Raw genomic sequence first — 18405 nt, 5'->3', positions numbered from 1 at the left:
CCACCACACGAGCCACCCCCCACCAACGGCGCACTCGAAAGGAAAACATGCGTACCGCCCGCTTCGCCCTCGACCCCGCCTTCACCATCGGCGAGGTCAACCCCCGCCTCTTCGGATCCTTCGTCGAACACCTCGGCCGCTGCGTCTACACCGGCATCTACGAACCCGGCCACCCCTCCGCCGACGCCGAAGGCCTCCGCACCGACGTACTGGACCTGGTCCGCGAACTGGGCGTCACCGCCATCCGCTACCCCGGCGGCAACTTCGTCTCCGCCTACAACTGGGAGGACGGCGTGGGCCCCGCGGAGGAACGGCCCCGCCGCCTCGACCTCGCCTGGCGCTCCACCGAGACCAACCGCTTCGGCCTGTCCGAGTACATCGCCTTCCTGAGGAAGATCGGCCCCCAGGCCGAGCCGATGATGGCGATCAACCTCGGCACGCGCGGGGTCGCCGAGGCCCTGGAGCTCCAGGAGTACGCCAACCACCCCGGCGGGACGGCCCGTTCGGACCTGCGGGTGGCGCACGGTGACAAGGAGCCGTTCGGCATCGGCCTGTGGTGTCTGGGCAACGAGATGGACGGGCCCTGGCAGACCGGCCACAAGACGGCGGAGGAGTACGGCCGTCTCGCCGCCGAGACCGCCCGCGCGATGCGCCAGATCGAGCCGGACCTCGAACTCGTCGCGTGCGGATCGTCGGGGCAGAACATGGAGACGTTCGCCGCGTGGGAGGCGACCGTGCTGGCGGAGACGTACGACCTCGTCGACTACATCTCCCTGCACGCCTACTACGAGGAGACCGACGGCGACCGCGACTCCTTCCTCGCCTCCGCCGTCGACACCGAGTCCTTCATCGAGAACGTGGTGGCGACCTGTGACCACGTCGGCGCCCGGCTGAAGTCGAAGAAGAAGATCAACCTCTCCTTCGACGAGTGGAACGTCTGGTACCAGAGCCGGCCGAACCCGCATCCGGTCGAGGACTGGCAGGAGGCCCCGCGCATCCTGGAGGACGTCTACAGCGTCACGGACGCGGTCGTCTTCGGCTCCCTGCTGATCGCGCTGCTGCGGCACGCGGACCGGGTGACCGTCGCCTGTCTCGCCCAGCTCGTCAACGTCATCGCGCCGATCATGACGGAGCCGGGCGGCGCGGCCTGGCGGCAGACGACGTTCTTCCCGTTCGCGCAGGCGGCGAAGTACGGGCGCGGGGAGGTCCTCGACGTCCGCGCGGTGTCGCCGACGTACGAGACGAAGAAGTACGGGGAGGTCGACCTGTTGCACGCCACCGCCGTGCGCGCCGAGGACGGCTCGGTCACCGTCTTCGCGGTCAACCGCAGCCAGACCGAGCCGCTGCCGCTCGAAGTCGCCCTGAACCGGCTGGGGGTGACGACGGTCGTCGAGCACAGCGCGGTCGCCGACGCGGACCCCGACGCCCGCAACACCCTTGAGGACCAGGAACGGGTCACCCCGCACCCCGTCGAGGGCACCACCCTCCAGGACGACGGCACCCTGACCGCCGTCCTGGAACCGCTGTCCTGGAACGTGATCCGGCTCGGCTAACGGGCATGCGCGCGGCCGGGGGAGTCCACCGGGGTCACCGGTACGCCTCCGGCCGCGCTGCCCATCAGGGTCAGCTTCACCTCGCCGGGACCGGCCGGGGTGGTGCCGTCGGACAGTACGGCGAGAGCCAGGGTGTTGGCGCCCCGGGTGCGCAGGACGCCGCCTGGCAGGACGAAGGTGTGCTGGGGGCCGACGTCGTTGATGTACTGGCCCATGTTCCAGCCGTTCAGGAAGATCTGGACGCGGTAGGCGCGGGCCGGGTCGTCGGTGAGGGTGAGCCCGATCGAGGCGTCCACGCCCGGGTCGATCGCGAGCCGGAACCCGGTGCGGTACCAGGCGACTCCCTGCCCGCGCGCCGCCCGCGGGAATTCCGCGGCCTTCCAGCCGCCGTCGGCGAACTCCGGCAGATGCCAGCCCTGCCGTTCCCCGTGCAGCCCGCCGTGGTTGAGGGGTCCGCGCACCGGGTCGGGTGCCGCCTCACCCTGGATCCGCCAGGTGACGGCCGGGCTCGCCCCGGCGAACGTCACCGCCGTGAGGCCTCGTGCGGCCTTGTGCGTGTCCTTCGCCGCGCCGTCCATGTCGTGCTGCATCCGGCGGACGAGGACGGAGAGGACGTGCGGTCCGCTCCCGTACCGCACGGGGAAGGTGGCCGTGGCGGACCACGTGCCCTGGCGGACCGTCGACTTGTCCGGCACCGGCATCCGGTGCGTGCCGAGCGGCTTCCCGTCCAGCCACGCCATCAGCAGCCCCTGTGTGCCCGTGACGTACGAGAGGGACACCGACCCGGCGGCGCCCGCGTCCGTGAAGCGCCCCCGGTACCAGACGTCTCCGTAGTGGAAGCCGTAGTCGTCGGCGAAGAGGACGGGCTGCCCGGCCGGTACGGGGGTGGTGCTGTACGAGGAGGTCCTGTCCGCGATCTTCCAGGCGGAGTCGTCGAACTCGGCGTCCGACTCGGGGTTCTCGGCGTGGAAGCGCCAGTCGCCCAGCGCGGGAAGGCGAACGGCCGCGACCCCCGGCAACCGCTGCTCGGCCCGCAGACTCCCGGAGGTGGTCGCCCGGACCGTCAACGTGCTCTGGTTCCACACCACTTCACTCATCCCGCGCGGCCCCCACACCTCCAGCTCGGCCGCCTCGACGGTGTCCCCGGTGAGATGGACGGCGGTGTCGCGCAGGGCGACGGTGCGCAGGAGCGCCGGGCCGTAGGCGAGCACGGGCCCCGACGGGGTGTCGTAGCGCCACAGTCGTACGGACGTCTCGTCGTCGGCGAGCAGCAGGAGGAGGGGGGCGTCCGTGCCGCCGCCCTCCACCAGCACCCTGGTCAGGCCGCCGAGTCGGGCGTCGACGCGCAGCGCGCCGGACGTGTACGCGTGGCCGGCCTTCCCCTCCAGCACGGTGACCGTGGGCTCGCTCGCGCACTCGACGGCCGTCTGTGTCGCCTCTCCCTTGCGCCCCGTGAACACGGCGATGTCCTGCCGTCCGGCGGTGAGCCACAGCATCGGCTGGGCGCTGGAGTACCTCAACGTCCGCCGCCCGAGAAGGAGACCGGTGGCGAGCAGCCGGGCGTCGAGGCCGGGGACCGGCACCGGTAGCGGATCGTTCACTCCGTCGAGGGGGACGGCGGCGAGGACGTCGTCGGCCCGGTCGTTGCGCAGGATGTGGAAGTGCGCCTTGGTGTCCGGGTTGACCAGGTGGTACGCCGTGATCCCGGCGTCCGCCCCCGACGTGCCGCCACGCGCGCCGACGTGGATGTCGGCCGCCCGGTCCAGTTTGGCCAGGTCGGGCACCGAGTGCAGGAGGTGCCCGAGCTGGTGCATGGGGACCAGCTTGGGGGTGGGTCTGCGGGCCTCGTCGAGGGCGGCGCCGTAGTCGTACGAGGTGTAGACGACCGGCGCGGGCAGCCAGCCCCAGGAGGTCCCCCCGAACGTCATGTAGACGTTGTGGACCTTGATGCCGTTGGCGAGGTTGGTGAGGTAGAAACGCCGCTCGTATGCCGCGTCCCGCGTCCGCGCCGACTCCGCGTACCCCTTCCCGTCGAACTCCACCCCGCCCCACGGGTCGAACCAGCCGCCCCCGAACTCGGCCAGCAGCCCAGGGGTTTCGGGACTCGCCGTCGAGCCGCCCTTCGTGCCGCCGATGCCGTAGTAGCCCCAGTCGGGTGGCGGCGCGAGGGGCGAGGGGTAGCCGTCGAAGCCGTACAGATAGCGGCCCCTCTCGCCGCCCGTGTCGAACGTTCCTGGCGCCCAGTACCCGTTGCGCCCCTTGTCGTTGTGGAAGAGCGGCACGTCGATGCCGTCGGCGCGGACCTTGGCGTAGAGATGGGCCATGTAGTCGAGCCCGCGGGGGCTGGTGACGTTGTTCGCGTACTCGTTCTCCAGTTGGTAGAGGACGATCGTGCCGCCGCCGTGGGTGTAGAGGTGCCGGACCGCGATCCGGTTCACCGCGGTCAGCCACTCGTCGGCGTACGACAGATAGGTCGGGTCGGAGGTGCGGGCGGTGCCCCGGGTGGCGGTCAGCCAGCCGGGGAAGCCGCCCGCGTCGACCTCGGCGTTGATGTACGGGCCGGGCCGCAGGATCACGTACAGGCCGGTCTCGGCGGCCGTGCGCAGGAACAGGTCGAGGTCGCGGACGCCGGTGAAGTCGTACTGTCCGGGCGCGGGGGAGTGGTAGTTCCAGGAGACGTAGACGCTGATGGTGTTGTAGCCGTGGGCGCGCAGCTTCTCCAGGACATCCCGCCAGAGGGAGGGGCTCGGCAGCCGGAAGGGGTGGACCTCGCCGGACCACAGGACGACGCGCCTGCCGTCGACCAGCATCGAGTACGTGTCGAAGCCCACGGTGTGGCGGGTGCCGTCGGCGCCGGGCGGCTCCGGTGCCGGGCCGGTGGGGGCGCTCGCGCGGGCGAAGGCGCCGTCGCTCCCGCTGAGCGTGAGGCCGAGCGCGGTGGTGCCGGCGAGTGCGCTGAAGGTACGTCTGCTCAACACCATGCGGGGCCTTTCGAGGACAGCGGTGGGGGTCCCCCTGTTCGAGCGAAACCTTCGAGCGAAACCTTCGAGCGAAGCCTTCGAGCGAAACCGAGAAATCGGGGGAGGGTGCGGCCATTGTCCACAGCGGTGCGCCTCACGAGGGCTGTATGAGGATCTCGGCGCGGGCGGATCACGCGGATGACGCGGTACCGGCGGCACAGGGGGCCACCCGGCGGACATCGCGTTCCTCATGCCGCCCTCAGGCTCTCCTCAGCTTCGGCGCCTACCGTCACGTCCCGTTCATTCCTGCCGGACCGGTGGGAGAGCAGGGACGACGGAACGGACCCCATGCGCACGCTGATACTGCTCGCCCTCGCGGGCCTGGGCGCCCAGCTGGTCGACGGCAGCCTGGGCATGGCCTACGGCGTCACCTCGACCACGCTGCTGCTCGCCATGGGCACCAACCCGGCCGCGGCGTCGGCCACGGTCCACCTCTCCGAGATCGGCACCACACTGATGTCCGGCGCCTCCCACTGGCGCTTCGGGAACGTGGACTGGAAGGTGGTCGCGAAGATCGGCGTGCCGGGCGCGGTCGGGTCCTTCCTCGGCGCGACGGCCTTGTCGAATCTCTCGACGGAGGTCGCGGCTCCGGTCATGTCCCTGATCCTGCTCGCCCTCGGCCTGTATGTGATGTCCCGCTTCACCTTCCGCGGCATGCCCAAGGGCCAACTGGGCAAGCCCCTGCGCAAGCGGTTCCTGGCCCCGCTGGGCCTGGTCGCCGGATTCCTCGACGCGACCGGCGGGGGCGGCTGGGGCCCGGTCGGCACGCCCGCTCTGCTGGCCAGCGGCCGGATGGAGCCGCGCAAGGTGATCGGCTCCATCGACACGAGCGAGTTCCTGGTGGCGGTCGCCGCCAGCCTCGGCTTCCTCTTCTCCCTCGGCTCCCAGGGGCTGAACTGGACCTGGGTCCTCGCCTTCCTCCTCGGCGGCCTGGTCGCCGCGCCCGTCGCCGCCTGGCTGGTCCGCCTGGTGCCGCCGCGCGTGCTGGGCTCCGCGGTCGGCGGCGTCATCGTCGTCACCAACGTCCGTACGCTCCTGAAGAGCGACTGGGTCCACGCGTCGGGGACCGTCGGCGCCCTCGTCTACGCCCTCCTGTACGCGCTGTGGGCCGGGGCCCTGACGTACTCGATCCGCGCGTACCGGAGGGAGCGGACGGAGGAGACCGTGACGGAGGACCGGCAGCCGGTCGCGGTGTGAGGAACGGGCGGGGCGGGTGGGTCAGGAGGGCTTGGCCGCCGAGAGGGCGGTGACCGTCACCTTGTCGTCGCACTCGGCGATGACACCGTCCGTCAGCGCGACCTGGTGCGCCCCGGCCCTCGGGACACCGACCACCAGCGTCGGGTAGCTCGCGGGCGTGGTTCCGGACGTGCAGTAGCCGTCGGCCTCACCCTGGACCTGCGTGAACGTCAGCTTCGTCCACGCCTTCCCGCCCGCCGCGATCTTCACCGTGGACGCGCCCCCGGTCGTGGTCACCTTGAGCGGACGGTTCTTCTCGGGGGAACCGTTGCCCGCCCCCGCCACGGTCGGATACCCCTGGACGGTGCACGCCGTGCCGGACACGTTGGTGAACTCGACGATCGCCGCGCCGGTCCCGGTACCGTCCGGCCGCACCGCGGCCTGGTACATGGACGCCTTGAGATCCGACAGGCCGCAGGCCTTCGCACCGGTGGACGGCGCCGCGGTGTGCGTCGGGGAGCCGGACGTGGCGGATGTGGAGGGTGTGGAGGGGGAGGTGGTGCTGGAAGTGGAGCGGGAAGTGGACGCCGCCGGCTTGACCGGAGCGCCCGACGGCGAAGAGCCCGCCCCCGTCGGGCTCTCGCCCGGCTGACACGCGGTCATGAGCAGGGTGGCCGCCGACGCGGTCACCATCGCCGTCGCGACTCTGCGGATACCGATGCCGTACATGAAGTCCCCCGAAGTGGTTCAGGCGCCGGTCTCTCACCGACACTCGTCGCTTCAGAGCGCGTCATCGGCTTCCGGGGTTCACCTGCCGGGCTGTCTGTGACATGACGGTGACACAGCAGGTCGCACTGTGCATTTCGGGACAGCTCGACCGCCGACGGCCCGCACGTTCGGTCAATCGAGCGGCGGCCGGGGAGCCGCCCACAGGAGGTCGCGGGTCAGTTCGAGCACGCTCGGTGTGCCGGTCAGGCTCATCGCCTCGACGAGTTCGTCGGTGAGGTCGTCGATCAGGCGGGTCACACCGGCGGCGCCGCGGACGGTCAGCGCCCACAGGACGGGCCGCCCGATGAACACGGCACGGGCACCGAGGGCGAGGGCGGCGAGGATGTGGGTGCCGCGGCGCAGCCCGCCGTCGGCGTAGACCTCGGCACCGGTGCCCGCCACCGCGTCGACGACCTCCGGCAGGGCCCAGGCGGTGGGCACCAGCCCGTCCAGTTGCCGTCCGCCGTGGTTCGACACGATGAGGCCGGACGCCCCCGCGGCCACCAGTTCCCGGGCGTCGTCGCCGCGCAGCACGCCCTTGACGACGATGGGGAGGCCGCGGGCCCGTTCGCGCAGCCAGCCGATGACGTCGAGGGTCAGATCGGGTGCGCGCTCGGCCGCCTCGGGCGAGGGAACCCCGGTGACGTTGCCGTACAGGTCCTCCGGTCCGATGAAGTCGTCGACCTGCGTGCCACGTTTGCCCCGCGACCCGTTGACCGGTGTGTCGGCGGTCAGTACGACCGCCCGCGCCCCGGCGGCGAGGGCCCGCTCCAGCGTCTCGATGGTCAGTACGGGGTCCCGGGCCACGTACACCTGCACCCACCACGGCGCGCGGCTCGGCACCAGGTCCGCGAACGGCACCGCGGTGTTCGAGGTCACCGCCAGCAGTGATCCCGCCGCCGCGACGCCCCGCGCGGTGGCGGCCTCCCCGTCCGGGTGGGCCTTGCGCTGCAGGGTGCTGGGCGCGACGAGCACGGGGGTACGAACGGGCGTGCCGAGTACGGTCGTAGAGGCGTCGCACGTCGAGACGTCCCGCAACAGCCGTGCCCGGAAGCGGAACTGGTCCCAGGCCGAGGTCGCCTCCGCGACGCTCATGCCGCGACCGGTGCCGCGCCGGAAATACGCGTAGACGTCCTCCGGCAGCACCTCGGCGGCCCGCTCCTGAAGACCGTCCATCCAGCGACCGATGTCTGTCACCTGACATCCCTTCGTCGTACGGTACGACGAAGCAAGGGTGCCCCAGGCACCCGCCTCGGCGGTCTAATTCGCTCGACACCGAGGGGCGGGACCGTGATGCTGCACCCCTATGACGCGAACCGACACACCCACCGCCTGGGACGAACGCACCCAGCTGGCCACCTTCCTCGACTACGCCCGTGCCACCGCCCGCGCCAAGTGCGAGGGGGTCTCGCCGGAGGGCGCGCGGCAGGCCCCGCTCCCCGGATCCCCGCTGATGACGCTGTGCGGGCTGATCAGCCATCTGCGCTGGGTCGAGCACTACTGGTTCCACGTGATGTTCCTCGGTGAGGAGGACGACGGGCCGATCGCGGCCGCGACGGAGGAGGACCCCGATCCGGAGATGCGGATCGCCGTCGAGGTGCCGTTGCCCCAACTCCTCGACGAGTACGAGGAGCAGAGCGCCCGGTACCGGCTTCTGGTCGCCGAGCACGACCTGGACACCAGGGCCAAGCGTCCGTTCCGCGACGGCCGGTACACGGACCTGCGCTGGATCGTGCTCCACCTGATCGAGGAGACCGCTCGGCACAACGGCCACCTGGACATCGTCAGGGAACTGGTCGACGGCGAGAAGGGAGCCTGAAGCCATGGGCGAGTCGACGGGGCTGAACCCGACCATCCGCACCCTCACCTTCGACTGCACCGGTGATCCGTACGATCTCGGCCTGTTCTGGAGCGAGTTGCTCGGCCGTCCGCTGGACGAGGACGACAAGCCGGGCGACCCCGAAGCGCTGCTGCGCGACCCGTCCGGCGGCCCGACGCTGCTCTTCGTGCGGGTCCCCGAGGGCAAGTCGGCCAAGAACCGCATCCACTTCGACCTTCAGCCGCAGGGCCGCACCCGCGCCCAGGAGGTCGCCCGCGCCCTCTCCCTCGGCGCCCGCCAGGTCGCCGACCACACCCGCCCGGACGGCGGGGGCTGGGTCACCCTCACCGACCCCGAGGGCAACGAATTCTGCGTGGAGCGCGGGAAGCTGGGCTGAGCCCGCGCCGGCGCTACGCGCGCGTCACCCCGTTCAACGGCACCCGTCGGCGCCCCCCAAGCCCTGTCCGCCGACTCTCGCCTGGCTCATGTTCCGGCAGAACGGAAAAGTTCAACGACTGCGGGTGGTCTTCCCCGGACCTCCGCGGTGAGCGTCGTGCCGGCGGGGGGTGGCTGTGACGATCACGATCTTGGCTGCTTGGGCCGCTTCACGCTCTGACAGGCGTGCCGGGGTCCGTGCTGGGGCGAGATCTGGCCGACGAGTTCCCGGAAGCAGATCAGGGCGGTGATGGGGGGGATTCCGACGACGACCATCGCCAGCAGGGAACGCGGGGACTGGCCGACGCAGAGGGCGACCGCCGTGCCGGAGGCGATCAGCATCACGGTCCAGGACCGTCTGGCGCTCCGGTGCTGAACGGATGCCCGAAGAATGGACAGACCCGCCACGAGCCACGGGCCATACACCGTCAGCGGCCACCATCGTGCCAACTTTGCTGACACGACCAGTAAAGAAATGCCACGCAGCTGGTTGTATGAATAAGAGACGGACCATCCCAACATCATCACTGCGGAGACAATGATCATTACGACCAGGAATACAACCGTGATGATCCTGTGTTTCGCGGCAATGGCCTGAAAGCCCGGCCGGGGCCTGCGCCGGCTGACCGGGCGGCGCGGCTGGGCGTGGCTGTGCGGCGGGGCCGGAGCGGGGGGCGTCACGCTCGACGTCGTGTACAGCATCTGCGCCAGCTCTTCGTCCGGATCCCACATGTCCGGTGCGATCGCGGGCTCGGGGACGTGCCAGAGGTGTTGCGTCCCGAGCGGATCGGCGCCGGTGAACTGCGGGTTCAACGGATCGTAGGCGGCGGCTCGCGGATCGAGCTGAATGTCGCGGAGGGTGGGATCATCCTGAGTCCAGTCCATCTGTCTGCGGCTCCTTCGTGCCCTGGCTCAGAGGGATCCATCTGCGGTGTGTCCGTCCCATGTGGCCCGCAGGTATTCGCTTTCCATGCGGGTCATGGCCTTGAGGAACTCCTCGAGCAGATCCGCGCAGTGCTCCAGACGTGCCCTCCCGTCGGCGATATCAAGCCAGTCGTTTCCGTGCATATCTTTCGTCGTCACGGCTGAATAACGAGCGCCATAGGGCGTAAGGCATTCGGGCATTCAGGGGAATGTGCGTCCATAGATCCATAGATCCATAGAGATGATCGTGGTGTTATCGAGGGGAGGGCCCCGCCGGTTTCCGGCGGGGCCCGTTGCGGGGATCCGCGGGGGCGGACGTCAGCTCGTTTCGACGCCGACCGTCAGCGTGCCCGTGTAGCCCGACGCGGCCGTGCTGCCCAGGGCCGTCAGGGTGAGGAGGCCGGACGAGGCGCCCCCGTCGTCGTAGACCGAGTCCTGGGCGAGGGTGGTGCGGGTGACCGTGTTCGTGGAGTACGGGGAGATCCTGGCCACCGCCGTGGTGATCGTTTCATCGAAGAAGAGTTGGCCGGTGTGGAGTTCCCGGCCGCCGGTGAAGCTGCCGTCCGAGGTGAGCGTGACTCCCGTGTGCACCTTGAGGTGGATGTGGATGCAGCGGCCCCGGTACCAGCCGGGGTAGATCGTGGTGAGGTTCGCGAGGCCACTGGAGTTGGTGAGGACGCCGCCCCGCAGGAACGAACCGTCGTCCGGTTCGCTGTGGCCGTTGTTGCCGACGAAGCCGGAGTACTCGCCCAGCGCGTCGCAGTGCCAGATCTCCACGAGGGCGCCGGAGAGCGGGGCGCAGGTGTCGTCGTCGACGACGGTGAGCGCGAGCTTGAGCGGGACGCCCGGCTTGCTCTCGGTGATGTCGGCGCGGACCAGGGCGCCGTCCAGGTAGTAGGGGCCTTCGGTCATCTCCTTGGTGAGGGTGCAGACGGCCGCCGCGGCGACGGGGGCCGAATCCACCGTCTTGGCCGTGTCGGTTGTGGGGGCTTCCGGTGCGGCGCCCACGGCCAGGGTGGCGGCCGTGGCGCCGGTGGCGATCAGCACCGTGCGGCGCCCGATCGGGTGGGCTGCTCCCGAAGTGTCTGTCATGAACACGGCAGATTAGGAACGGATGCTGTTGGTCAGCTGTCAGTACGGCAAAGTGATGAGCCGTCAAGTTCCTTGTGAGACACGTGGACCGGGTCGGTTCAGACGGTCGCTTCGAGGGTCACGTCGATGTTCCCCCGGGTGGCGTTGGAGTAGGGGCAGACCTGGTGCGTGGTCTGTACGAGCTGGTCGGCGGTCGCCTGCTCCACGCCGGGCAGGTGGACCGACAGCTTCACGGCCAGGGTGAAGCCCCCGTCCTCCTTGCTGAGCAGGCTCACGGTCGACGTCACGGTGGAACCGGGCACCTTCACATCCTGCTGGGCCGCGATCAGCCGCAGTCCGTTGTGGAAGCAGGCCGCGTAGCCCGCGGCGAAGAGCTGCTCGGGGTTGGTCCTGTCGCCGCCGGGGCCGCCCATCTCCTTCGGCACGGCGAGGACCTCGTCGAGGACTCCGTCGAGGCTGCGGACCTCCCCGTTGCGGCCGTCGCCGGTCGAGAGGGCCTCGGTGGTGTAGAGCGTGGTGGTGGGCATGGTGTCTCCTTCTGGCGGGGCCACGGGGTCGTGGCCGGACTTGGGCAGGTTTGAGTAGGCATGCGTGAGCGTCCGTGGACGTGCGTCGGCATGCCGAACAGGGGGAGTGAGGACCCCTGGCTACTGGAGGGACGCGGAAGCCGTGTCGGCGCTCGCCCGCGTCCGCGGGGCGGCATCGGTCGGCGCGGTGACCTGGGCGAGCAGGGTCAGTGCGGCCTGCGAGGAGGACCCCGCCGCCGCGGTGACCGCGACGATGCGCTGTCCGGGTTCGTTCGGGACCGGCATCGCCTGCTGGGCGACGTCCATCGGGCCGACCAGCGGATGCCGCATCCGGTGTTCCGCGATGTCCCAGGCACGAACGCGGTGTTCGGACCACAAAGACGTGAATTCGCGGCTCTTCATCGTCAGGTGACCGATCAGCTCGGCCAGTTCCGGATCGTCGGGGTGTTCGCCGACCGCGAGCCGCAGCTTGCCCACCGCGTCCCTGGCCTTGCGCGGCCAGTCCTCGTACAGATCACGGGTGTGCGGATCCAGGAAGACGAGCCGAGCGGTGTTGGGGCGCCGGGCCGGCTGCTCGGGACTGTCCGGATCGAGATGCCCGGCGAACAGCGCGTGCCCGGTGCGGTTCCATGCCAGGACGTCGCTCCGGCGGCCGAGCACGATCACCGGGGTGTCCCCGAAGGCGGCGATCAGCTGCCTCGTCGCCTCGGAGACACGCTCGGGTGCGGGGCGGCGGGGCCGACTCCTGTCGCTCTTGCGCGCCACCCCGGCGAGGTCGTGCAGGTGGCGGTGTTCGGTCTCGTCCAGGCGGAGCGCCCGGGCGATCGCGTCCAGTACCTCCACGGAGGCGTTGAGGGACAGTCCCTGCTCCAGCCGCGTGTAGTAGGACTGGCTCACCCCCGCCAGCTGGGCCAGCTCGTCGCGCCGCAGCCCGGGCACGCGCCGGCGCTCCCCGAACGTCGAGAGTCCGACGTCGGAGGGCCGCAGCTGCGCGCGACGCGTACGGAGGAATCGACCGAGCTGGTCCTTGCTGTTCATGGACTTGAGTATGGGCGGGTCCGGCGTGGGTAGCCTGCCCCTCCCAGTGACACGTTGTGACTCCGTCGGTTCAGCGGTGGTCGGCGGAGGCGTAGTTGAGGAAGTCGGCCCAGGTGGTGGGGGAGAGGGTGAGATGGGGGCCGTCCGTGTCCTTGGAGTCGCGGACGTGGATGGTGGAAGGGCAGGTGGCGACCTCCACGCAGTCGTCACCGGAGCCGCCGCTGTAGCTGGACTTGTGCCAGGAGAGGGCGACTTCGACGCAGTCGCCGGAAGCGCTGCTGCTGTAGCTCGACTTGAACCACGCCAGTTCGCTGGTGCTCATAACGCTCCTCGCATCCGCTGCAACAGGCTCACGGAGTCCGGGATGGTGAGAGCCTGTGAACGCATCCTGGCATACCGCCTTTGGAGGACGCTGACTACTTTCGAGTCGGAGATCAACTGGCCGCTCTCCTGGCCCTCGTTGTAGGCGTACCACCTGTTGTCAGGGGTCTCCGAGAGGTGGATGGGACCGTGCAGTCCAGAGTGCGACTCCCGCACCAGCGGCATCACCTGGATCTCGACGTTCCGCAACTCGGAGATTTCCAGTACGTGATCGATGATCCCTCGCGTGATCTCCGCCCCGCCTGTGCGCCGGAGAAACAGGTGCTCTTCCAGGATGAAGCCGAAGGTGCTGTTCGGGCGCTCCCACATCAGGCGCTGTCGCTCCGTTCGCGCACTCCACCGCTCTTCGATCTGCGCGTTGTCCAGCGGCGGCAACTGGTCTGCGGACATCGCCCGTGCGTACGCCTCCGTTTGAAGCAATCCCGGGAGCATGCGGCACTCGTACGTATAAGCCGTGATCGCCGTCGTCTCCAACCTCGCCCACTGCCTGAACCACGCCGCCAACCCCGGCTGCCGCGCCAGATGCCCCGCCGCCTTCCGTAACGCTCCGGTGTTGCCCAGCACCTCCTCCGCCCGCTCGACGAACGTCGGATCCGGCATCCTGCGCCCCAGCTCCACCGACGCCACCGTGTGTTTGGAGAACCGCACCCGTTCCCCGAACTCCTCGCGGCTCAGCCCCGCGTGCTCCCGCAGGGCCTGTACGACCGCCCCGAACGTCCGCAGACTGTCCGACGACTCGGGCTCGCCACCCGTCCCCACCGCACCATCGACCACCATGGGTCACCTCCCGCACCCCATGGTCACGCCCAGTGACCGGTACTGTCCAGTCCGTCACCGCGTACGCTCCCGCAGCGTACGCGGCGCCGACCTGGTGAAGTGGCCGTGATCACCGCCAGATTGGGCCCATGACCGCACCACCCACCCCCCGACACCCGGTTACCGTACGTGTGTTCACGCAGCGGCTCAGTGCCACCCCGCGCGGCGCCCGTCTCGCACGTCACCTCGCCCTGCACCAGCTGCACGCCTGGGGCATCCCGCACGGCACGGACGCCTCCGACGCCGTCGCCGTGATCGTCGCCGAGCTGGCCGCCAACGCGGTCACGCACGGGCGCGTACCCGGCCGGGACTTCGAGCTGCGGCTGTCGCTCGTCACGGGCAGCGTCCGCGTCGAGGTCACCGACACGCGCAGTGGGCCGCGTCCGCCGGGACCCGGTGACGTACCGCCCGTGCATCCCCTCGACGAAGGCGGTCGGGGCCTCGTACTCGTCGAGGCGCTCGCCGACCGGTGGGAGGTGCTGGACCGGGATTCGCCCGGCAAGACCGTCCGTGCCGAGGTCGACCTGCCGGGGTGGCTGACCCTGGTCAGGAGGTCTGGCGTGTCGCCTTCCCGATCAACGACAGCACCGCCTCCGGATCCCCGCCCGGAGCCACCGACGTGCCGATCTGTGCCCTGATCGACGCCGCCACCTGGGACCAGTTGGTCTCGGAGAGGGGGTAGAGCTCCATGTTGTCCAGGGCGTCCAAGCCGTTCCAGAGCTTGCCGTACTGCTTGTCGTCGCGCATGGCGGCGCTCGCCGCGGTGGTGACCGGCAGGAGCTGGTACTCGGCGGCCTGCTGAGTGACGTACTTGTCGCCGTAGAGGAAGTCGAGGAACTCGCCCGTCTCCTCGCGGTGGCCGGCCGAGCGGAAGGCGATCGTCCAGTCGGCCGTGCCCATGGTCGGCACGGTCCGGCCGGTACGGCTCGGGAGTGCGACGGTGCCGTAGGGGACGTTCAGGGTCGAGTCCTCGATCTGGCGCATCAGCGAGAGCGGGGCGTTGACCATGGCCGCCTTGCCGTCCATGAAGGCCTGGAGGGCGGCGCCGCGGTTGAGCTTGCCGGGGAGGGCCGGGCCCGTGAGGCCTTCCGCGACGAGGGAGGAGCGCAGCCACTCCAGCGTGGAGACGTTCTCCTTGGAGGTGAGGGCGTAGCTGCCGCTGCTGTCGGTGTAGCCGCCGCCCCCGGCCAGCAGCCAGGTCAGGGTCTCGGCCTCAGCCTCCTCCGGGCCGAGGGGCAGCGCGATCGGGTACGTCACGCCCATGGCCTTCAACACGCGGGCGTCCACGAGCAGTTGCTGCCAGGTGGTGGGGGGCTTGAGGCCCGCCCGGGAGAAGAGGTCCTTGTTGTAGTACAGGAGGCGGGTGCTCGCCGTGAACGGCAGGCCGTACTGGACGCGACGCACCTGCCCGGCCTCCGCGAGGCTCGGTACGAAGCTGCCCTGGGTGGAGATCGACAGCAGCTCGTCCGCGCGGTAGAGCATGCCCTTGGCCGCGTACTCGGCGTAGCTGTCGCTCTGCACGACGTCCGGCGCCCTGCCCTGCTTGACGAGCGCGGCGACCTTCGCGTCGACCTCGTCGGCCGGGTAGACCTTCGTCTCCACCCGGATGTCGGGATGGGCGGCCTGGAAGGCGAGGCCGACGCGGTCCCAGAAGCCGATGGAGTTCTTGTGGACGCTGTCGCCGTAGTTCGTGGCGACGACGGTGAGGGTCGTGGTCTTCGCCTCCGACCCGGAGTCCGTGCCGCAGCCGCTCGCGCCCACCGTGAGGCCCAGCGCGGCCGTCATCGTCATCATGATCCGGGTTCTGCGACGCACGGCTCCCACCCCTCCTGGACGAAGAGCGTTGATCGTAGGCCGGGAGGGGCGGTGGCCACAGGGCTGCCGCCGTTGCGTTTTGGTTCCGGTGGTGTGACGGAACAGGTGATCTCATGGGCGCCGTCAACGACTCACGCCGTCAACGACTCACAAGGAGATCGACCGTTGGTTGCCAGCAATCTTGTTCTCGTCTCCAACGCGGGTGACGTGGGCCGCACGGTCCTCGACCAGCTGCGCGCGCGGGACGTGCCCGCGCGGGTGATGGTCCGCCGCGACGACGCGCGTGCGGCCGAGTTGCGTGTGCTCGGCGCGGAGGTCGTCATCGGAGACCTGACCCGGCCCGAGACCGTCGCCGCCGCGCTGGAGGGTGTCGGGCGGATGTACTTCGCGATGCCCGTGTCGCCGGACCAGCTGCTGGCGGCGACCGTGGTGGCCAGCGTGGCGCGCGAGCACGGGGAGCTGGACGGTCTGGTCGATCTGTCGCAGATGACGGTGTCGCAGATGACCGCCACCAGCACCGGGGAGTCGAACCAGCAACGGCTGCACTGGCTGTCTGAGCAGGTGTTCGACTGGTCGGGCCTGCCGGTGGTGCACGTCCGGCCGACGGTGTTCCTGGACAATCCGCTGTTCACCACACTGGCGGCGCGATCGATCCGGGACAACGGCACGATCGCGCTTCCGTTCGGCACCGGACGCACCTCGCCGATCGCCGTGGACGACGTCGCCAGGGTCATCGCCACCGTGCTCCGCGACCCGGCCCCGCACATCGGGCACGTCTACGAGCTGACCGGGCCGCGCACGGTCGACATGACCGAGATGGCCGAGGAGTACTCACGGGCGCTGGGACGTCCGGTGTCCTATGTCGACGTGCCGCTGGACCGGTGGCGGAGCGAGACGCTCGCCAAGGTGGGCCTGCCACCGCACACCGAACAGCACATCGCCACCATGGCCCGACTGCACCGGGAGAACCGCTACGACCGCACATCCGACGACGTCGAACGCGTCACGGGCGTGCCTGCCCGGACGATCGAGGCGTTCGTGGCCGAGCGCAGGGACTTCTACCCGGGCTGAACCCCGCGCACGCCGCGTCGGACAGGCCCTAGCCGACCTGGTTGTACATCGCGCCCGCCGCCGGCCAGCCCGTGGGCTGGGGCGCGGGTGCCGGTTCCGGCTCGGTGCGGCCGCGTACCTGGGCGGCGGTCAGGCCCCGGTTGCGCAGGCCCGGCATGCCGGTCTGGCCCAGCCCGGCGGCCGGGGCGGGGGCCATGGCGGGCATCGCCGGTGCCTGCTGCGGCGGCTGCATCGACCGTGCCTGCGCCTGGGCCGCCGGTGACGGGGCCTGGGCGACGGCGGGGATCGGCGCCTGCTGTCGTTGTGCCTGAGCCTGGGCCTGTGCCGTCTGGGCCATCTGCGCCATCTGAGCGACCGCGGACATCGGCGGCGCCTGCGGCATCATCTGGGCGGCCGGTTGCATCTGAGGGGCGGGCTGCATCTGGGCCACCCCGGGCATCTGCGCGACCCCGGGCATCTGTGCGACGCCTGGCATCTGGGCGACCGCGGGCATGGGCTGCTGCTGCGGGGCAGGCGCGGGCATGCGTGCCGAGGGCTGCTGCGGCATCATCTGGGCGGCCGGGGCCGGGGCGGGGACCAGGCCCGGCATCCCGGTGGGGGCCTGCGCCGGGGCCGGGCCCGGCCAGGTCTGGGCGGGCGGCAGGCTCGGCATCGCGGCGGCCTGCGCGGCCAGCGGCATGCCGACCCCGTTCGTCTCGCTGATCAGACGGTCCACCGCCGCCGTACCCGAGCTGTAGCTGGTCCCTGTGCCCAGCTCGGGTACGGCGGCTCCCCTCCTGGCCCCGTAGAGCACCTGTTCCATGCCGGACACCAGGCGACGCACGTCCGTCTCGGGGCGCACTACGAGTCTCAGGAAGCGACTGGACGAGCCGATCTTGTTGCCGCACTCACGGACCAGGATCCGGTGCTCGCTCAGCAGCCGGTCGCGCACGACGGTGCCCTCGGCGCCCACGGGAAGCCGTACGAAGAGGAAGTTGCCCTGTGAGGGGTAGACCGTCAGACCGGGGAGCGCCGAGAGCTGGCGGGCCATGTCGAGGCGGTCACGGCGCACCAGGTGCAGGCTCTCCATGTACTCCTGTCCGTGCTCCTTGAGCATGAACACCACCGTCTCCGCGAAGGAGTTGAGGTTCCACTTGGGCAACATGGAGCGGATCTTGCCCGCGAGCGCGGGGTTGGCCACGAGGTAGCCGAAGCGGATGCCGTGCAGGCCGAAGTTCTTGCCGAGGCTGCGCAGGACGATGACGTTGGGCCGCAGGACGGCCTCTTCCACGACGCTCGGGTCGTTCTCGGCGTCGGCGAACTCCAGGAACGACTCGTCGATGACGATGAGGTCCAGGTCCTGGAGCTGGTCCATGAAGTTGACGACCGCACGGCGGCTGAGGAAGCCGCCGTCGGGGTTGTTCGGGTTGCAGATGACGGCGACACGGGTGCCGCGGGCGCGGATGAACTCGATGTACTGGGCCGGGTCCAGAGCGAAGCCGTTGGACTCCATGAGCGGGAACATGTCGACCCGCTTGCCGGTCTCCATGGGCTGGTCGGTCCAGCGGCCGAAGGTGGGGACGGGGATGGCGAGGGACTCGCGCACGAGCAGGTGGTCGATCCAGGTGATCAGTTCCGTGGAACCGTTGCCCATCGCGACGCAGCTCGGCGGGAGCTGGAGCAGCGCGCACAGCTCGGCCGTGATCGTGTCGGCGCTGCTCGGGTAGTACGTGATGATCTCGCGCAACCGCCCGGCCAGTTCGTCGAACATGCCGGGGGTGGGGAAGTACGGGTTGCACGGGATGCAGAAGTCGATCGGGCCGACTCCATCGCTCTCGCGAGCCAGCGCAGCCATCGAGGGGCTGTGCGCCGCAGTACCGCGGAACAGCGAGGCGACGTTGTCGGCCATGGAACCTCCGGTCTCTGGGTGGCCCGTGCGGGGGAGCACGGGCCGCCCCTTCATACGGATGCGGAGGGGGCGCCGTTCAACT

At 70.2% G+C, this 18405-nt stretch carries 18 protein-coding genes; 6 read left to right on the top strand and 12 right to left on the bottom strand.

Annotation, left to right across the window (positions count from 1 at the left end; genetic code table 11):
• Positions 1 to 47: 47 nt before the first annotated feature.
• A complete protein-coding gene (locus ACIRA5_RS06505; protein WP_403687931.1) occupies positions 48 to 1553 on the top strand; it encodes an alpha-N-arabinofuranosidase in 1506 nt (501 codons plus the stop codon).
• Here ACIRA5_RS06505 and ACIRA5_RS06500 read toward each other — a convergent pair.
• Entirely contained in the window at positions 1550 to 4534 is a 2985-nt protein-coding gene (locus ACIRA5_RS06500) for a beta-galactosidase (RefSeq protein ID WP_403687929.1), read from the bottom strand. The genes ACIRA5_RS06505 and ACIRA5_RS06500 overlap by 4 nt on opposite strands.
• A 327-nt stretch (positions 4535 to 4861) precedes the next feature.
• On the opposite strand from ACIRA5_RS06500, the gene ACIRA5_RS06495 reads away from it, so the two are divergent.
• Entirely contained in the window at positions 4862 to 5770 is a 909-nt protein-coding gene (locus tag ACIRA5_RS06495) for a sulfite exporter TauE/SafE family protein (RefSeq protein ID WP_403687926.1), read from the top strand.
• A 21-nt stretch (positions 5771 to 5791) separates the two neighbouring features.
• Here the strand turns inward: ACIRA5_RS06495 and ACIRA5_RS06490 are convergent, their stop codons facing one another.
• On the bottom strand, positions 5792 to 6478 hold the full coding sequence (locus ACIRA5_RS06490; protein WP_403687924.1) for a DUF4232 domain-containing protein: 687 nt from the start codon (positions 6476 to 6478) through the stop codon (positions 5792 to 5794).
• A 171-nt stretch (positions 6479 to 6649) separates the two neighbouring features.
• Positions 6650 to 7714 (bottom strand): alpha-hydroxy acid oxidase, encoded by a 1065-nt coding sequence (locus ACIRA5_RS06485; protein ID WP_403687922.1) that lies wholly within the window; start codon positions 7712 to 7714, stop codon positions 6650 to 6652.
• 109 nt (positions 7715 to 7823) lie between these two features.
• Here ACIRA5_RS06485 and ACIRA5_RS06480 point away from each other — a divergent pair, with 109 nt between their 5' ends.
• Together ACIRA5_RS06480 and ACIRA5_RS06475 are read left to right on the top strand one after the other, a co-directional pair.
• Positions 7824 to 8336 carry a DinB family protein gene (locus ACIRA5_RS06480; RefSeq protein ID WP_403687920.1) on the top strand — a complete coding sequence of 171 codons (513 nt, stop codon included), beginning with the start codon at positions 7824 to 7826 and terminating at the stop codon, positions 8334 to 8336.
• A 4-nt stretch (positions 8337 to 8340) separates the two neighbouring features.
• A complete protein-coding gene (locus ACIRA5_RS06475; RefSeq protein WP_403687918.1) occupies positions 8341 to 8733 on the top strand; it encodes a VOC family protein in 393 nt (130 codons plus the stop codon).
• A gap of 182 nt (positions 8734 to 8915) precedes the next feature.
• Here the strand turns inward: ACIRA5_RS06475 and ACIRA5_RS06470 are convergent, their stop codons facing one another.
• The 7 genes from ACIRA5_RS06470 to ACIRA5_RS06440 all read right to left on the bottom strand — a co-directional run bounded on the left by ACIRA5_RS06470 (position 8916) and on the right by ACIRA5_RS06440 (position 13510).
• A complete protein-coding gene (locus ACIRA5_RS06470) occupies positions 8916 to 9656 on the bottom strand; it encodes a DUF2637 domain-containing protein (RefSeq protein ID WP_403687916.1) in 741 nt (246 codons plus the stop codon).
• Positions 9657 to 9683: 27 nt separating this feature from the next.
• Positions 9684 to 9896, bottom strand: coding sequence for a hypothetical protein (locus ACIRA5_RS06465; RefSeq protein ID WP_159064366.1), 213 nt, complete (start codon positions 9894 to 9896; stop codon positions 9684 to 9686).
• A 117-nt stretch (positions 9897 to 10013) separates the two neighbouring features.
• Positions 10014 to 10787, bottom strand: coding sequence for an intradiol ring-cleavage dioxygenase (locus ACIRA5_RS06460; protein ID WP_403687915.1), 774 nt, complete (start codon positions 10785 to 10787; stop codon positions 10014 to 10016).
• Between the two features lie 98 nt (positions 10788 to 10885).
• The gene (locus ACIRA5_RS06455) at positions 10886 to 11314 is read right to left on the bottom strand and encodes an organic hydroperoxide resistance protein (RefSeq protein ID WP_217565773.1); all 429 of its coding nucleotides are present in this window, start codon (positions 11312 to 11314) and stop codon (positions 10886 to 10888) included.
• 120 nt (positions 11315 to 11434) lie between these two features.
• Positions 11435 to 12352, bottom strand: a complete 918-nt coding sequence (locus tag ACIRA5_RS06450; RefSeq protein ID WP_403687911.1) for a helix-turn-helix domain-containing protein — start codon at positions 12350 to 12352, stop codon at positions 11435 to 11437.
• Between the two features lie 70 nt (positions 12353 to 12422).
• Complete coding sequence (locus tag ACIRA5_RS06445; RefSeq protein WP_403687909.1) at positions 12423 to 12674, bottom strand: DUF397 domain-containing protein; 252 nt, start codon at positions 12672 to 12674, stop codon at positions 12423 to 12425.
• Positions 12671 to 13510, bottom strand: a complete 840-nt coding sequence (locus ACIRA5_RS06440) for a Scr1 family TA system antitoxin-like transcriptional regulator (RefSeq protein ID WP_403687907.1) — start codon at positions 13508 to 13510, stop codon at positions 12671 to 12673. The genes ACIRA5_RS06445 and ACIRA5_RS06440 overlap by 4 nt, the downstream gene beginning before the upstream one ends.
• Before the next feature lie 128 nt (positions 13511 to 13638).
• On the opposite strand from ACIRA5_RS06440, the gene ACIRA5_RS06435 reads away from it, so the two are divergent.
• Positions 13639 to 14187 (top strand): ATP-binding protein, encoded by a 549-nt coding sequence (locus tag ACIRA5_RS06435; RefSeq protein WP_403687904.1) that lies wholly within the window; start codon positions 13639 to 13641, stop codon positions 14185 to 14187.
• Here the strand turns inward: ACIRA5_RS06435 and ACIRA5_RS06430 are convergent.
• Positions 14096 to 15364, bottom strand: a complete 1269-nt coding sequence (locus ACIRA5_RS06430) for an ABC transporter substrate-binding protein (protein ID WP_403687901.1) — start codon at positions 15362 to 15364, stop codon at positions 14096 to 14098. The genes ACIRA5_RS06435 and ACIRA5_RS06430 overlap by 92 nt on opposite strands.
• A 165-nt stretch (positions 15365 to 15529) precedes the next feature.
• Here ACIRA5_RS06430 and ACIRA5_RS06425 point away from each other — a divergent pair, with 165 nt between their 5' ends.
• The gene (locus ACIRA5_RS06425; protein WP_403687898.1) at positions 15530 to 16435 is read left to right on the top strand and encodes an NmrA family NAD(P)-binding protein; all 906 of its coding nucleotides are present in this window, start codon (positions 15530 to 15532) and stop codon (positions 16433 to 16435) included.
• 28 nt (positions 16436 to 16463) lie between these two features.
• Here ACIRA5_RS06425 and ACIRA5_RS06420 read toward each other — a convergent pair whose 3' ends face one another.
• On the bottom strand, positions 16464 to 18323 hold the full coding sequence (locus ACIRA5_RS06420; protein WP_403687896.1) for an aminotransferase class I/II-fold pyridoxal phosphate-dependent enzyme: 1860 nt from the start codon (positions 18321 to 18323) through the stop codon (positions 16464 to 16466).
• Positions 18324 to 18405 lie beyond the last annotated feature (82 nt).

Source organism: Streptomyces sp. NPDC096311 (genome assembly GCF_044763085.1).
GTDB lineage: Bacteria > Actinomycetota > Actinomycetes > Streptomycetales > Streptomycetaceae > Streptomyces.
Note: the sequence above shows the minus strand (reverse complement) of the source record. Positions and strands in the feature narration are given on the sequence as shown.

Bases quoted from the DNA above. Each gene is read 5' to 3' on its own strand.
- ACIRA5_RS06480 (WP_403687920.1), top strand. From the start codon at position 7,824: ATGACGCGAACCGACACACCCACCGCCTGGGACGAACGCACCCAGCTG.
- ACIRA5_RS06440 (WP_403687907.1), bottom strand. From the start codon at position 13,510: ATGGTGGTCGATGGTGCGGTGGGGACGGGTGGCGAGCCCGAGTCGTCG.
- ACIRA5_RS06435 (WP_403687904.1), top strand. From the start codon at position 13,639: ATGACCGCACCACCCACCCCCCGACACCCGGTTACCGTACGTGTGTTC.
- ACIRA5_RS06455 (WP_217565773.1), bottom strand. From the start codon at position 11,314: ATGCCCACCACCACGCTCTACACCACCGAGGCCCTCTCGACCGGCGAC.
- ACIRA5_RS06450 (WP_403687911.1), bottom strand. From the start codon at position 12,352: ATGAACAGCAAGGACCAGCTCGGTCGATTCCTCCGTACGCGTCGCGCG.
- ACIRA5_RS06420 (WP_403687896.1), bottom strand. From the start codon at position 18,323: ATGGCCGACAACGTCGCCTCGCTGTTCCGCGGTACTGCGGCGCACAGC.
- ACIRA5_RS06470 (WP_403687916.1), bottom strand. From the start codon at position 9,656: ATGGACTGGACTCAGGATGATCCCACCCTCCGCGACATTCAGCTCGAT.
- ACIRA5_RS06475 (WP_403687918.1), top strand. From the start codon at position 8,341: ATGGGCGAGTCGACGGGGCTGAACCCGACCATCCGCACCCTCACCTTC.
- ACIRA5_RS06490 (WP_403687924.1), bottom strand. From the start codon at position 6,478: ATGTACGGCATCGGTATCCGCAGAGTCGCGACGGCGATGGTGACCGCG.
- ACIRA5_RS06495 (WP_403687926.1), top strand. From the start codon at position 4,862: ATGCGCACGCTGATACTGCTCGCCCTCGCGGGCCTGGGCGCCCAGCTG.
- ACIRA5_RS06445 (WP_403687909.1), bottom strand. From the start codon at position 12,674: ATGAGCACCAGCGAACTGGCGTGGTTCAAGTCGAGCTACAGCAGCAGC.
- ACIRA5_RS06465 (WP_159064366.1), bottom strand. From the start codon at position 9,896: ATGCCCGAATGCCTTACGCCCTATGGCGCTCGTTATTCAGCCGTGACG.
- ACIRA5_RS06500 (WP_403687929.1), bottom strand. From the start codon at position 4,534: ATGGTGTTGAGCAGACGTACCTTCAGCGCACTCGCCGGCACCACCGCG.
- ACIRA5_RS06505 (WP_403687931.1), top strand. From the start codon at position 48: ATGCGTACCGCCCGCTTCGCCCTCGACCCCGCCTTCACCATCGGCGAG.
- ACIRA5_RS06460 (WP_403687915.1), bottom strand. From the start codon at position 10,787: ATGACAGACACTTCGGGAGCAGCCCACCCGATCGGGCGCCGCACGGTG.